Origin of the sequence: Streptacidiphilus albus JL83, assembly GCF_000744705.1 — a bacterium.
Lineage (GTDB): Bacteria > Actinomycetota > Actinomycetes > Streptomycetales > Streptomycetaceae > Streptacidiphilus > Streptacidiphilus albus.
Genome location: NZ_JQML01000001.1, coordinates 7,984,440 through 7,998,801, shown reverse-complemented (window position 1 = coordinate 7,998,801; position 14,362 = coordinate 7,984,440). Strand labels below are relative to the sequence as shown.

12 protein-coding genes are annotated in these 14,362 nt (G+C 74.1%); 8 read left to right on the top strand and 4 right to left on the bottom strand.

Annotated elements, in window-relative coordinates; translation table 11 throughout:
- Window positions 1-57 precede the first annotated feature (57 nt).
- The gene (locus BS75_RS34720) at window positions 58-813 is read right to left on the bottom strand and encodes an SGNH/GDSL hydrolase family protein (protein ID WP_042437157.1); all 756 of its coding nucleotides are present in this window, start codon (window positions 811-813) and stop codon (window positions 58-60) included.
- 265 nt (window positions 814-1,078) lie between these two features.
- A complete protein-coding gene (locus BS75_RS34715; protein ID WP_231607983.1) occupies window positions 1,079-2,428 on the bottom strand; it encodes an erythromycin esterase family protein in 1,350 nt (449 codons plus the stop codon).
- Between the two features lie 343 nt (window positions 2,429-2,771).
- On the opposite strand from BS75_RS34715, the gene BS75_RS34710 reads away from it, so the two are divergent.
- From BS75_RS34710 to BS75_RS34700, 3 genes are all read left to right on the top strand, one after another.
- Complete coding sequence (locus tag BS75_RS34710; RefSeq protein ID WP_081982933.1) at window positions 2,772-4,067, top strand: sensor histidine kinase; 1,296 nt, start codon at window positions 2,772-2,774, stop codon at window positions 4,065-4,067.
- Window positions 4,064-4,759 (top strand): response regulator, encoded by a 696-nt coding sequence (locus tag BS75_RS34705; RefSeq protein WP_034091058.1) that lies wholly within the window; start codon window positions 4,064-4,066, stop codon window positions 4,757-4,759. Before BS75_RS34710 ends, BS75_RS34705 begins: the two co-directional genes overlap by 4 nt.
- A gap of 63 nt (window positions 4,760-4,822) precedes the next feature.
- Complete coding sequence (locus BS75_RS34700; RefSeq protein WP_034091057.1) at window positions 4,823-5,425, top strand: DUF998 domain-containing protein; 603 nt, start codon at window positions 4,823-4,825, stop codon at window positions 5,423-5,425.
- A gap of 16 nt (window positions 5,426-5,441) precedes the next feature.
- Here BS75_RS34700 and ppk2 read toward each other — a convergent pair whose 3' ends face one another.
- Window positions 5,442-6,224, bottom strand: coding sequence for a polyphosphate kinase 2 (gene ppk2 / locus BS75_RS34695; protein WP_034094382.1), 783 nt, complete (start codon window positions 6,222-6,224; stop codon window positions 5,442-5,444).
- 328 nt (window positions 6,225-6,552) lie between these two features.
- Here ppk2 and asnB point away from each other — a divergent pair, with 328 nt between their 5' ends.
- The 5 genes from asnB to BS75_RS34670 are packed head-to-tail and all read left to right on the top strand — an operon-like array spanning window position 6,553 to window position 13,879.
- Complete coding sequence (gene asnB, locus BS75_RS34690) at window positions 6,553-8,397, top strand: asparagine synthase (glutamine-hydrolyzing) (protein ID WP_034091056.1); 1,845 nt, start codon at window positions 6,553-6,555, stop codon at window positions 8,395-8,397.
- A complete protein-coding gene (locus tag BS75_RS34685) occupies window positions 8,394-9,428 on the top strand; it encodes a PrpF domain-containing protein (RefSeq protein ID WP_042437110.1) in 1,035 nt (344 codons plus the stop codon). Before asnB ends, BS75_RS34685 begins: the two co-directional genes overlap by 4 nt.
- Complete coding sequence (locus BS75_RS34680; RefSeq protein ID WP_034091055.1) at window positions 9,418-10,848, top strand: dihydroorotase; 1,431 nt, start codon at window positions 9,418-9,420, stop codon at window positions 10,846-10,848. Before BS75_RS34685 ends, BS75_RS34680 begins: the two co-directional genes overlap by 11 nt.
- Window positions 10,845-12,041: an MFS transporter gene (locus BS75_RS34675; protein WP_034094380.1), complete on the top strand. Its 1,197-nt coding sequence runs from the start codon at window positions 10,845-10,847 to the stop codon at window positions 12,039-12,041. Before BS75_RS34680 ends, BS75_RS34675 begins: the two co-directional genes overlap by 4 nt.
- Window positions 12,038-13,879: a multicopper oxidase family protein gene (locus BS75_RS34670; protein ID WP_042437109.1), complete on the top strand. Its 1,842-nt coding sequence runs from the start codon at window positions 12,038-12,040 to the stop codon at window positions 13,877-13,879. Before BS75_RS34675 ends, BS75_RS34670 begins: the two co-directional genes overlap by 4 nt.
- A gap of 88 nt (window positions 13,880-13,967) precedes the next feature.
- Here the strand turns inward: BS75_RS34670 and BS75_RS34665 are convergent, their stop codons facing one another.
- A complete protein-coding gene (locus BS75_RS34665) occupies window positions 13,968-14,282 on the bottom strand; it encodes a hypothetical protein (RefSeq protein ID WP_034091054.1) in 315 nt (104 codons plus the stop codon).
- Between the last annotated feature and the right edge of the window lie 80 nt (window positions 14,283-14,362).

Below are 14,362 nucleotides of genomic sequence, written 5' to 3'. Positions count from 1 at the left end.
GCGACGCGCGGGTGGGGGTGCCGGGGGCCGCGCGTCGCCGGGTTGGAGCGGGACCGGTCAGCCGATGGCGGCGTTCAGGGCCGGGAGGTAGCCGTCCTGCTGGCCGGCCGCGGTCGGGTGGTAGGACTCGTCGATGTCGAGGAAGTTGGTCGAGTGCAGCCAGGGGTTGCTGTCACAGATCTCGTGCCCGGCGAACTTGGTGCGCACATCGGCGAAGGTGACATTGCTGTAGTTGCTCGCGGCCTTCTGGATCAGGCTGTCCAGCAGGTTGATGCCGCCGTCGATCGCGGTGCGGCTGGTGGTGCTCAGGCCGACGCAGCCGGAGGACTCGGAGAGGTCGTAGAAGTCCGGGTAGTCCAGCATCACGATGTGGGCGTTGGGCGCGGCCGCCTTGATCGCCTGGATGGTGGCGTCGAGGTTGCCGGGCAGGATGGACTGCGCGGTCGACTCGTCCGAGTCCACGGCGCTGACGCAGTCGCTGGTGCCGTCGAGGATGCAGGTCTCCATGGTCGAGGAGAAGCCGACGTCGTCGCCGCCGACCGTGAGCGAGACCAGCGAGGTCGAGGAACTGAGGGTGGGCACCTGGCTGTTGATGACGTCGCTGGTGGTCGCACCGGAGCAGGCCGCGAAGTCGAAGGAGGACGGGCTGTTCGCCGAGTCCCACAGTGGACCGTAGGCGTCGGGGCTCTGGACGCAGTCACCGGACGTGTCGCCGGCGCCGACCCCGGACGAGTAGGAGTCGCCGAGCGCGGCGAATCCGCCGGTGCCGGCGCTGGCGGTGGGGGCGAGGGTGAGCACGGACGTCGCGGTCATCGTGACGACGACCGCGGCGGTCACCAGGGCAGAAAGAGGGCGCACGGATGCCTCCGCTGGAGTGGGGGAAGGGCGTGGCGTTCGCTCGTGGCGATTGCTACTGACAAGTAGCGGGTGCTCCGCGCGTGGAGGAAAGAGGTAGGACCAACTTCATATCCACCAATCCAAAGCATTCATCTGTCGTGCACATGTTCAACATCCCCGGTGCCGATTCGCAACCCGATCTTGGGCTCCCGGACACGCGCGTACCGGGACATCCGGGGCGTCAGGGCAGCATGTCGGCCGCCTGGACCCGGTGGAGGTGGAAGAGGAGGTCGAAGGACCGGCCGATCGCGACGGTTTCGAGCGGACAGGGGTACGCGGTGCCGATCTGACGGGTCGGACGGCCGGTGTCCAGCCAGGTACGGGCCGGGGCCGGGGCGCTGCGGGTGTCCAGGAAGAAGTCGTGGTGGCGGACCCGGCCGAGGGTGTACTCGTTGCTGCCGGGAGCGGCCGCGCCCACCGTGAACTTCGTCCACGGGCTCTGCAGGCTCGTGGCCTCGGACAGGAAGGAGCCCTGGCCGAAGGTGGTGCCGATGGCGAGGTAGGACTTGCCGAGCGTCTCGCGCAGGAACGCGCCCTGCACCTTCGCGTACATCTCGGGGTCGGCGCTCACATAGGCCACGTGCTGGTCGTGCGCCGACAGCAGCATCCGCTGACCGGTGTGCCGCTGCCACCAGACGATGTTCTCCGCCATCAGCTGGTCGCGGAAGAGCTCGGCGGCATCCACCGACTTGGCGTCGTCGAAGTCGTGGGAGAGGAACGCGGCGGTCTGGGCGAGGGACCGGGCGTGCTGCACCGTCCACTCGAACTCCTCGCCGCCCTGGCCCCGTTGGCCCTCCAACAGCTCCAGCGCCCGTTGGGCGTTGACCGCCAGCCGCTGCCGCGTGGCCAGCGGTCCGCCGAGGTAGGCGATGGCGTCGTCGAGGGGGCGCAGGCCGGTGTAGAGCTCGTTGAAGCGCGACAGCAGCTTCGGGAAGTGCTGGCCGACGTAGCCGGTCACCCGCGCGAAGAAGGCGTCACCCACCCTGGGAGCGCCGATGTCATCGCCCATGAAGCGGACCGGGCGGCCGGGACGGCGTCGGTTGTACTCCCGCATCCACTCGACCAGGTGCAGGAACTCCTCGCGCCCGAACGGCGATCCGCCCAGGGCCTGCTGCACGATCTGGAGCGCGTTCCCCCGCCCGCTCCGGATGTACTCGTCGATCAGTACTCCTGACGGCCAGCCGATCTCCAGGGCGAAGGTGGTGAAGCCCTTCTCCTCGACGAGGAACCGGAAGACCCGCTCCTTCAGGGTGAAGAACTCGTGCGAACCGTGCGTGGCCTCGCCCAGGCCCACCACCGTGGCGTCGCCGATCATCGCGCCCAGGGGTCGCAGATCGGCCGTGTCCGGCCCCGGTTCCGTCGACCGCAGCGGGTGGGCCGCCCGGTCGAGGGCGCGGACCGGGTCCTCGCCCCCAGGCTTCGCTGGGGCCTTCTGGGCCGCGTAGGCCGCCGTGGGAGCCAACAGCACACCCATCGTGGCCGCAGCGGCCATCAGCAACGGGCGGCGCCCCACGGTCATCTTCTCGGTCATGCCGATCCTCCTCAACCCGAACGCCGACGTCTTCCGGACGCCGGTCGCAATCTCGTACTGGGCCTGGGCAGTTGCCGGGGTTTCCCGGTCGGCTCCCGGCCGGTTCCCAGTCCATCACCCGGCCGGCGCCCCCTCGTCCGGGCGCAGGACGAGATCACGGCGGGGTCCCGGGCCCAGCCGGCCGGGCGGACCCAGGACCCTGGTCCTACCCCGGGCTCCGCCTGCGGGCCCGGTGGCCGCCGGCGGAGCGGTGGAAGAATGGTTCGCGTACGCCGGCTGCGGCGCACCGGGCCGGGACCGGTTCGCGGGCCGCCGCAGAGATCCGCAGAGGAGAACCACCAGCATGGCGACGCGCCGACCACTGCCGCCGGACGCACCGCAGGCACCCGACCAACCGCAGACCCCCGCCCGGCCTGGCGCCCGTTCCTTGCCCTGGACCCGCAACGACGCACTGGTGGCTGCCGGTTCCGCCGTCATGGACCTCTTCGGCTACACCATGACCAGCCTGGACGACAGCCGGCCGTTGAGCGTCCCGGGGCTGGTGCTCAGCGCGGCGGCGGCGCTGCCGCTGCTGCTCAGGCGCCGTCATCCGCTCGCGGTCCTGGCCGGGGTGCTGGCGGTGAGCCTGGTGCTGAACCTGAGCGCGCCGCTGTCGGACCGCTTCCCCTGCACCGTCATGGTGGCGCTGTTCGCCGTCAGCCGGTCCCGTCCGCTCGCGGTCGCCGTGTCGGCGGGGCTGGCCGCCTCGCTGGTCGTGCTGACCGGCTGCGGGCCGCACCTGCCCGTGAACGGGAAGGACCTGCTGGGCGGCCTGCTGGCGAGCACGTTGGCGGTCGGCACGGGCGCGGTGCTCAACCGCTGGCAGCGCGAGCTGGAGATCCGGCGCGCGCTGCTGGCGGAGCGTGCGGTGGCGGAGGAACGGCGCAGGATCGCAAGGGAGTTGCACGACATCGTGGCCCACCGGATCACCACGATGCAGTTGCTGGCCGGGGGCGCCCGGGCCAACCTGGGCGGCGACACCGAGGTGGTGCGCGAGGCCCTGGTGACGCTGGAGAGCACCGGACGCCTGGCGCTGCGCGAGATGCGCCAGCTGCTCGACGTGCTGCGGGCCGACGACGAGCACGAGGACGTCCCGGCCGCGCCGCAGCCCGGCACCGCCGACCTCGAACGGCTCGTCGACGAGTCGCGCCTGGCCGGCCTGCCCGTCGAGCTCACCGTCCACGGCCCGGCGCGCCCGCTGCCGCCGACCACCGACCTGACCGTCTTCCGGATCGTCCAGGAGTCGCTCACCAACACCCGCAAGCACGCCGGCCCGGCCAGGGCCCGGGTCCGACTGACCTACCGGCCGTTGTCGGTGACCGTGGAGGTCACCGACAACGGTTCCGGTCGGCCGGGCCGCGCCGACGGCGGAGCGCACGGCCACGGCGGAGCCGTCGCAGCGCCGGGATCGGACCGGGCACGCGGGTACGGTCTGCTGGGGATGCGGGAGCGGGCCGCGCTGCAGAGCGGCAGCCTGGTGGCCGGGCCGCTTCCGGCGGGCGGGTTCCGCGTCGCGGCCAGCCTGCCGCTGGCCCCGGCCGAAGGCGTCGAAGGCGTCGGCGGCCTCGAAGGCCTCGAAAGCAAGGAGTTGTCCGGATGACACCGACCGCAGCACCGATCAGGGTGCTGATCGCCGACGACCAGCCGCTGATCCGACGCGGCCTGGCCCTGATCCTGGCCCCCGCCCCGGGCATGGCCGTGGTGGCGGAGGCGGAGCACGGCGAGCAGGCGGTCGAACTCGCCCGTCAGCACCGGCCCTCGGTGGTGGTCATGGACATCCGGATGCCGGTCCTCGACGGCGTCCAGGCCACCGAGCGCCTGGCCCGCGAGCTGCCCGACTGCCGGGTACTGGCCCTGAGCACCTTCGACCTGGACGAGTACGTGGTGGCCGCGCTGCGCGCCGGCGCCTACGGCTTCCTGCCCAAGGACGTCTCCCCGGAAGAACTCGTCGCCGCGGTCCGCACGGTGCACACCGGCGAGGCAGCCGTGGCGCCCCGGCTGCTCACCCGGCTGCTCTCCACCTACGTCACCGCGCCCCGCCCACCACAGCTGCCGGGGCCGGTGCGGAGCCCGGTCGACCTGACGGCCCGCGAGGTCGAGGTGTGGCGCCTGCTCGCCGCCGGCCTGGACAACGCCGAGATCGCCCGGGCCATGGAGATCAGCGTCTCCACCGTCAAGAACCACATCACGGCCGTCTTCGGCAAGCTCCGGGTGCGCGACCGCGCCCAGGCGGTGATCGCCGCCTACGAGTCCGGCCTGGTCACCGCAGGCTCACCGCACGCCTGCGGGTGAGCTTCGGCCGATCGGCCCGCGTGTACGCCGCAGGGGCGGCCGAGGCGCGCCTACCTTGGCGGGATGGAACCAGTTCCCCGGTGGGCCCTGCTGTCATCGGGATGCGCCCCGGTCGTGCTGGTCGCCGGCTGGGCCATCGCCGGGGCGCTCCAGCAGCGCGGCTACGACCCGGCCCGGCAGACCATCAGCGCCCTGGCCGCCCACGGCGCCGACGACCGCTGGCTGATGACCGGCGCGATGATCGCGGTGGGGGTCTGCTACGCGGCCACCGCCGTCGCCCTGCGGTCCGTGGCGCTCGCCGGCCGCATCGCGCTGGCCTGCGGCGGAGCGGCCACGATCCTGGTGGCGCTGTCCCCCGAGCCGACCCATGGCACCACCACCCGGCACACCGTCGCAGCCGTGCTGGGAGTCGTCGCCATAGCGGCCTGGCCACGGCTGGCCGCCGACGGGGACCCGGCCGGGCCGGTGGTGCTCAGGCCCCGGCTCTCCAGCCTGGCCAGTGCGCTGATGGTGCTCTGCGCGCTCTGGTTCCTGCTCGCACTGCGCGGCAACGGCGCCGCCGGGGCCGCCGAACGCGTGGTGACGGCGGTGGAGTCACTGTGGCCGTTCGTCGTGGTGACCGTCTGCCTGCGGTTCGGCACGGAGCCCACGACCGACGGCAGGTGACGCACCGGGCGGCAGGTCAGCCCAGGGTCGCCGCGTGGTCGGGGACGTAGAGCTGGGTGTCGCGGGGCGGGCGGCGGTAGCCGGTCGCCGGCGGGCGCTCGGGGAACTCCAGCTTCTTGGCCGGCATCTCGGTGTAGGGGACGGCCGAGAGCAGGTGGGAGATCATGTTGATCCGGGCCCGGCGCTTGTCCTCGCTCTCGACGACGTTCCAGCGGGCCTCGGGGATGTCGGTGTGGACGAACATCTCGTCCTTCGCCCGGGAGTAGTCCTCCCAACGGGTGATCGACTCCAGGTCCATCGGGGAGAGCTTCCAGCGGCGCATCGGGTCGTCCCGGCGGGCGTGGAAGCGGCGCTCCTGCTCGACGTCGCTGACCGAGAACCAGTACTTCAGCAGGTGGACGCCGTCGCCCACCAGCATCCGCTCGAAGATCGGGCACTGCTGGAGGAACCGGTAGTACTCCTCGGAGCTGCAGAAGCCCATGACCTTCTCGACCCCGGCCCGGTTGTACCAGCTGCGGTCGAACAGCACGATCTCCCCGGCGGCGGGCAGGTGCTCCACGTAGCGCTGGAAGTACCACTGGCCGCGCTGCCGCTCGGTGGGGGCGGGCAGGGCGGCGATCCGGGCGATCCGGGGGCTGAGGTACTCGGTGACCCGCTTGATCGCCCCGCCCTTCCCGGCCGCGTCCCGGCCCTCGAAGACCACGACCACCCGCGCCCCGGTGACCCTGACCCACTCCTGGAGGGTCACCAGCTCCGACTGGAGCCGGAACAGCTCCTTCTCGTAGGGCTTCTTCGGCAACCTGGGCGGGAGCGCCTCCTCGGCCCGGGCGGCCTTCTTCCCGCTCGGCTTCCCGCTCGGCTTCCCAGTGGGCTTCCCCGTCGGCTTCCCGTGCTTCTCCGCCACTGCTGGGCTCCGTTTCTGATCATCCGTCCGCTCCCACCGTAGGCGCAGCGGCCCCCGCGCGCACCCCGCGCCGAGCCACCGGTCCCGGGACGGGCGGGGGCCGACGCCGAGACGGAACCGGGACTGCGGTCTCAGGCGGGCGGGACACCGGGCCGGGGAGCTTGGTGACTACGGAATCGGAGGGGTTCCACCTCCGCCGACACTTCTCGGAAGGTCCGCCACCATGTGCAGAATCCACGGTCATTTCGATGCCGACGCCTCCCCGCACGAGCTGCGGGCCGCCGGCGCCCTGCAACGGCACGGCGGACCGGACGACAGCCGGGTCGCCTTCGGGGCCCGCTGGGGCCTCGGCAGCCAACGGCTGGCGATCACCGACCCGACCGGCGGACGCCAGCCCTACTCCTCCGCCCACGAGCAGGTCAGGGCCGTCTTCAACGGTGAGGTCTACAACCACGCCGCGCTGCGCACCCGGCTGGAGGGACGCGGCCACCGCTTCGCCGACCGCTGCGACGGCGCGGTGCTGCCCGCCCTCTACGAGGAGTACGGGGTCGCCTTCGCCGAGCAGCTGGACGGGATGTTCGCGGTCGCGCTGATCGACCTGCGGGCCGAGCCGACGCTGGTGCTGGCGACCGACGACGCCGGGATGAAGCCGCTCTACTACACCTGGGACGGCAAGCGGCTGCACTTCGCCTCGGAGCTGCCGGCGCTGCTGGCGCTGGCCCGGGTGCGGCCGGAGCTGTGGGAGCCGGGGCTGGACAGCTACCTCGCGACCAAGACCCCCTTCGGCGAGGAGACCCTCTTCGCCGGGGTGCGGGTGCTGCCGCCCGGCTCGACGGCGGTCTGCTCGCGCAGCCGGGGCCTGCGGCTGATCCGCCGCACCGCTCCCGCCACGGCGGACCGTGCGGACCGGGCCCACGACGCCGGCGGGGAGGGCGAGCCGGCCGGCGAGCGGGTGCGGGCGGCGCTGACCCGCGAGGTGGACCGGCTGCGCAACGCCGACGCCCCCGTCTGCGCGGTGACCAGCGGCGGGCTCGACTCCAGCCTGGTGACCGCGCTGATGGCGCGGGAGCAGCCGGACACCGTCCACTCCTTCAACATCGCCTACAAGGGCGAGTGGCCGCACGACGAGCGGCACTTCGCCCGCGAGGTGGCGGAGCGGGCAGGCACCGTGCACCACCAGGTGGAGCTGGACATCGACGCCTTCCCGGAGCTGCTGCCCTCGGTCGCCTGGCACCTGGGCCAGCCCAACGCGGACCCGATCACGCTCAGCACCTACGGGCTGTTCGAGGCGGTCCACCAGGCCGGGTTCAAGGTCGCGCTGACCGGCGACGCGGCGGACGAGGTGTTCGCCGGCTACAGCCGGGTGCACGCGGCCGTGTCCGCGCCGGACGCCTGGATCCCGACCTACCTGGACGCCCTCTCCGCGATCCCCCGCGAGGCGCGGGAACGCCTCTACAGCCGGGAGTACCGGGCGTTCGTCGCGGACCGGGGCAGCGCCTCGGACGCCATCGCCGAGCGGCTGCGCGAGGACGCGGTCAACCGGTCCCGGCTGGACGTGCTGACCGACTTCGAGACCGAGGTCCGGCTGCCCGCCTACCACCTGCGCCGGGTCGACCACCTGAGCATGGCGCACGCGGTCGAGGTCCGGCTGCCGTTCTGCCAGCGCTCGGTCAGCGGGCTCGCCCGCGCCCTGCCCGCCGGGCAGCGGCTGCGGGGCGGGCAGGGCAAGGCCGCGCTCTACGACGCGGCGCGCGGGCTGCTGCCGCGCAGCGTGCTGGAGCGGCCCAAGCAGCCGTTCACCCTGCCGATCACGGCGATGCTCGCGGACGGTTCGCCGCTGGCGGCCTACGCGACCGAGGTGCTGTCCCCGGCCCGGCTGCGGGCCGGCGGGCTGCTCGACCCGAACGCCGTGCACCGGCTGCTGGCCGCGCAGCGGGCCCGGCCGGCCGACTGCCTGGCGCTGGCGGTCTGGGCGCTGCTGATGTTCGAGCTGTGGCGCGAGGAGTTCGCGGTGGGGCGCCGACGCACCGCCGCGCAGGCACGGGAACTGATGGAGGTGTCCTCATGACGACGACCATGGTGCGGAGCGGCTTCGCGCTGCTCGCGCGGGCGAAGGACGCGCCCGGACCGACGCTGGTGCTGGACGCCGACGCGCTGCCCTCGGACGAGGCGGCGCTGGAGGCGGCGCTGACCCGGCTGCGGCTGCGGCTGCGGCTGCGGCGGACGGCGGGACCGGCCGGCGACGGCGCGGAGGTGCTGAAGTGGGCGCTGCTGGCGCCCTCCGCACACCCGCTGTTCGATGTGGACTACCGGTTCGTCCAGGCGATGCCGGACGCACCGGACCACTTCGACACCACCGGCAACTGCGGGCACTCGCTGCTCGCGGCGATCACGGCGGCGGCGGCGGCCGGGCGGCTGCCCGCGCTCTCCGTCGGCGACCGGATCCGGGCCCGGGTGCTCAACAACGGCGACCAGGTGGTCTGCCAGGTCGACGAGGCCGCCGACGGACGGGCGGTCTTCACCGCCCACTTCGTCACCCCGCCGCACACCCGGCTCGGCCAGCTGCTGCACGACGGCGGCCGGGTGATGCGGATGGCCAACCCCTACCTGTTCGTCGACGCCGCCAAGCTGGGCGTGCGCAGCCGCGAGGACCTGTTCCGCGCCGGGCAGACCGAGCTGTACGCGGTGCTGGAGCGGATGCGCCGGACCCAGGCGGCGCGGCTCGGCTGGCCGGTGGACGGGGCGTTCCCCAAGGTCGCCGCGATCGTGCCGGTGGCGCCGGGACAGCTGGCGGCGCGGGCGCTGACCGTGGGCGGCTGGCACCCGGCGCTGGCGCTGACCGGGGCGGTCTGCCTGGCCGCCGCGTCGGCGCTGCGCGGCACGGTGCCCCACCGGCTGCTCCGCGCCCACGGCGAGCCGCCGACCCCGGGCCGGGTGGTGGTCGACACCCCCTCCGGCCGGGTCGAGGCGGCGTACACGGCGACCGGCGAGGGCCCGGACGACGAACTGCTCTGGGTCAGCCTGGGCGACAAGGAGGTCCGGGTGCTCGGCCCGGCCGGTGTGGAGCGCGACGCCCTGGAGGCCACCCATGTCCGCTGAGACGCCGGAGCCCCGGCCGGAGCCCCGCTACGACCTGGTCGTCTCCGGGGTGCGGCTGGTCACCCCGGAGGGCGTGCTCCCGGGCGGGATCGCGGTCGCGGACGGACGGATCGCCCGGCTGCTGCAGCCGGGCGAGTGCCCGCCCGCCGCGCGGACCCTGGACGGCGCCGGGCGGCACCTGCTGCCCGGCCTGATCGACTCCCACGTCCACTTCCGCACCCCGGGGCTGACCCACAAGGAGGACTGGGCGCACGCGAGCCGCGCCGCCGTCGCCGGCGGGGTGACCACGGTGATCGACATGCCGAACACCGTGCCGCCGCTGCTCACCGGCGCGGAGGCGCACCGCCGGGCCGGGTCGATCGCCGGGACCTCGCTGGTGGACTTCCGCTTCCATCTGGGCGTGGCCGGTGACGACCCGTCACCGCTGCTGGAGGTGGGCCCGCGCGAGGCGACCAGCGTCAAGGTCTTCCTGGCCGGGCACCACACCGCGCCGAACGTGGTGCGCGACCCGGTGGCGCTGGAACGGGTGTTCCGCACCGCCGCCGAGGCCGGGCTGCGACTGCTGCTGCACGCCGAGGACGACGGGGTCTTCGCCCTGCTGGACCGCTGGCGCGGAGCGCCGACCTGCTACGCCGAGTACGAGCGGCACCGTCCCCGCAGCGGGGCGATCTCGGCCGTGGCCCGGGTGCTGGAGCTGGTCGAGCGGCACGGCACGGCGGTGCACGTGCTGCACGTCTCGACCGCCGAGGAGGCGGACCTGCTCACCGCCGCCGCGCACGTCGGGATGCCGGTCACCTTCGAGCTGACGCCGCACCACCTCTCCTTCACCGCAGCGGACACGCAGCGGCTCGGGGCCAGGGTGCGGCTCAGCCCGGCCATCCGGGAGCCCGCCGACCGGAGCCGGCTGTGGCAGGCGGTGCTCGACGGCCACGCCGCGACGCTGGGCAGCGACCACGCGCCGCACAGCCGCGCCGAGAAGCTGCGCCCGCCCGCCGACGCGCCGCCCGGACTGCCGGGCGTCCAGGAGATGGCCACCGCCGTCCACACCGGGCTGCGCCGGAGGGCCCCGGAGGAGCACGCCGACGCCCATCTCCGGCACCTGGCCCGGCTGCTGGCGGCCCGGCCGGCCGAGCTCTTCGGCCTGGACGGCCGCAAGGGCCGGCTGCGGCCGGGACTGGACGCCGACTTCGTCCTCTTCGACGCCGACCACCGCTGGATGTTCGGCCCGGAGGACGTCCGCTCCAAGTGCGGCTGGTCCGCCTACGAGGGCTGGACCATGACCGGGCGGGTACTGCTCACCGCCCGTCGCGGCGAGACCGTCTACGACCTCCACGGCGACGGCGGCGGTGCCGCCTTCGGCGCGCCGGACGGCGAGTGGCTCGACGCGCACGGACCGGTGGCGCCCCGGGTCCGGACGTGAGCGCGACCGGCTCGGCCCGCGGCGCCCTGGCGGCGACGGCGGTCGCCTGCGGGGTGAGCGTGGCCGGGATCTACTACGCCCAGCCACTACTGCCCGCGCTGGCGGCGGCCTTCGGCACCAGCCCGGCCGCGGCCGCGGTGGTGGTGACGGCCGGTCAGCTCGGCTACACCGCCGGGCTGCTGCTGGTGGTCCCGCTCGGCGACGGGCGGGACCGGCGGCGGCTGGCCACCGCGCTGCTGCTGCTCGCCGCCCCGGCGGCGGCGCTGGCCGCGCTGGCGCCCGCGCTCTGGGTGCTGGCGGTGGCCGTGGTGCTGCTCGGGCTGGCCGGGACGGCGGCCCAGGTGCTGGTGGCGCTGACCGCGACCGGCGCCGGTCCCGGCCGACGCGGCCGGGCGGTGGGCACGGTGATGGGCGGGCTGACCGCCGGCATCCTGCTGGCCCGGGTGGTCTCCGGGGCGCTGGCCGAGGCGGCCGGCTGGCGCGCGGTCTACGCGGCGGCGGCCGTGCTGCTGGCCGGCACGGCGCTGCTGGTGCACCGCGCACTGCCGCGCCCGGCGCCCCCGCCCGCAGCCGCAGCCGCACCGGTCCGGTACCGCTCGCTGCTGGCCGGGCCGCTGCTCCTGCTGCTCCGCGAGCCCGCGCTGCGGCTGCGCTGCGCCCACGGCTTCCTGGCCTTCGCCGCCTTCTCGGCCTTCTGGACGTCCTGCGCCTTCCTGCTGGCGGCCCCGCCGTTCGGCTTCGGCGAGGCCGCGATCGGGCTGTTCGGGCTGGCCGGGCTGGCCGGGGTGGTCTTCGCGCAACCCGCGGGCCGGTTGTGCGACCGGGGGTACGCGCGCCGGGCGAGCTCCGGCTCCACCGCCCTGATGGCCGTGTCGTTCGCGGTGCTCGCGCTCGGACGCGGCAGCCTGGTGGCACTGGCCGCCGGGGCCGTGCTGCTCGACCTCGGGCTGCGCGGCGTCCAGACCGCCAACCAGCAGCAGATCTACGCCCGGCTGCCGACCGCCGCCCACAGCCGGGTCACCACCGCCTACATGACCTGCTACTTCGCCGGGGGCGCGACCGGCTCCGCGCTCTCCGCCGCCCTCTACGCCCGGGCCGGATGGACCGGCGTCTGCCTGCTCGGCGCGGCGCTCGCCGCCGCGCCGCTGCTCCGGTCCCGGCTCGCACCCACCACCACCGAGGAGACCCCATGACCGTCACCGCCGGCACCAGCACCCTCACCAAGTTCGCCGACCCGATGCCGCTCCCGGCCCGGCTGCGCGCCGATCCGGCGGACCCGCTGCCGACCTTCACCGTCCGCACCCTCGCCGCCGAGCGCCAGCTGCACTCGGAGCTGCCGCCGACGGCGCTCTGGACCTACGAGGGCGGCTTCCCCGGACCGGTCTTCGAGGTCCGGCGCGGCCAACGGATCCGGGTGGCCTGGACCAACGGCGTCACCACCCCCTACCCGGCGGTCGACGCCTACCTCCCGGACGCGCCCGGCAACCCCTCGCTGACCATGAACGACCCCGGCGTCGGCGCCGCGCAGCCGGTGCCCGGCGTGGTCGGGCTGCCCGCCTGGCTGGTCACCCACCTGCACGGCGCGGTGACCGGCGGCGGCAACGACGGCTGGATGGAGAACGCGCTGTTCCACGGCGACGCCCAGCTCTCCGAGTACCCGAACGACCAGCCGGCGATGACCCTCTGGTACCACGACCACGCGATGAACATCACCAGCCTGAACGTCTTCTCCGGGCTGGTCGGGATGTACCTGCTGCGGGACGAGGAGGAGGACCGGCTGCACCTCCCCTCCGGCGGGCAGGAGGTCCCGCTGATCCTCTGCGACCGCAACCTGGCCACCGACGAGTTCGGCCGGCTGACCGGGCAGCTGCTGCACAAGACCTCCGGCACCCTGCCGTTCCTCGGGCCCTACACCCTGGTCAACGGCCGGATCTGGCCGTACCTGGAGGTCCGGCCCGGCTGGTACCGGTTCCGGGTGCTGAACGCCTCCAACTCCCGTACCTACCGGCTGCACCTGCTGGACGACCAGGACCAGCAGGTCACCGTCGGCGCGGCCTGGCAGATCGGCACCGACAGCGGGCTGCTGGGCGCGCCGCTGCCGCTCACCGCCGAGGGGCTGACCCTCGCCCCGGCCGAGCGCGCCGACCTGCTGGTCGACTTCGGCGCCTTCGCGGGCCGGGCGCTGCGGGTCGTCAACTCCGCCCCGGCGCCGTTCCGGGGCGACCCGGTCCCGGCCGGCTACGTGCTCGGCACCCCGCTGCCCGCCAGCCGGCTGCCGGAACCGGACGTGATGCAGTTCCGGGTCCTCGGCGAGCCGCCGGTACCGGAGTTCACCCTGCCGACCGAGCTCTCCGCGTCCTACTACCGGCTCACCCACGCGCTGCTCCCGGCCGACCACGAGCACCGGATGCTCGGGCTGGCGGCCGACCCGGACGGCACGCTCGGCCTCTGGGAGCTGGGCGTGGTCCCGGACTCGGAGGCCCCGGCCAAGGGGCAGGTGCTGGACGGCATCGTCCAGGTCACCGACGCGGACGGGAAGACCACCACCTACAAGCGGCTGGCCCGGCACTTCGACGACCAGCTCAACTGGCGGATCCGGCAGGACGGCTGGGAGGTGTGGCGGATCCTCAACCTGAGCGGGATCCTGCACCCGATCCACCTCCACCTGACCCGCTTCCAGCCGCTGTCGATCGACGCCTACACCACCACCGCCTTCGACCCCGCGCTCGGCGGCACGGCCGGCGGCGAGCCCGTCGCCCACACCGGGCCGCTGCCGATCGATCCCTCGCTCACCGGCTGGAAGGACGTGATGCGGGTCCCGCCCGGTCAGCTGGTGACCATCGCCGGGCAGTTCCGCGGCGCCTCCGGCCGGTACATGTACCACTGCCACATCCTGGAGCACGAGGACGCCGGGATGATGCGGGAGTTCGCGGTGATGCCGGGCGTGGTGATGGACGTCGACAACGGCATGGGCGGCATGAGCGGGATGGACGACACGAGCGGGATGGACGGCATGGGCGCCGGCGGCTGACCGCCGGGCGACCTGCGGCGCCCCACCGACGGGAGGTCCGTCGGTGGGGCGCTTCTTCCTTGCCGTCGGAGCCGGCCGCTGCCCGGTGTCAGCTGCTGCCTTCATCGGGGGTGAACGGCACCGGAGTCGGCAGGTGGGGCGGGCACCATCCGTCGATGCAGCCGTCCGGCGAGTCCGGGACCCCGGTCGCGGCGTCGAGGGTGGCCGGCGGCGGAGTCGGCATGCTGGGCGGACAGGATCCGTCGATGCAGATGTCCGGTTCCGGGCCGGCGGTCGCGACCGCCGCGCCCTGCCTGGTCCGGCTGCCGCGGAGCGCGGCCAGCGCGCCCGCGCCGAGCGCGGCGACGGCGCTGAGGCCACTGATCCGGCTCCAGTTCCATGTGTTCGTGGCGTTGCCGAGCATAAGTTTGCTCCCGTCTCTCGCACGCCTTGGCTGCCGGTGCGGTCCGTCGTGCACCGACACTGAACAATCTGCGCCGACCG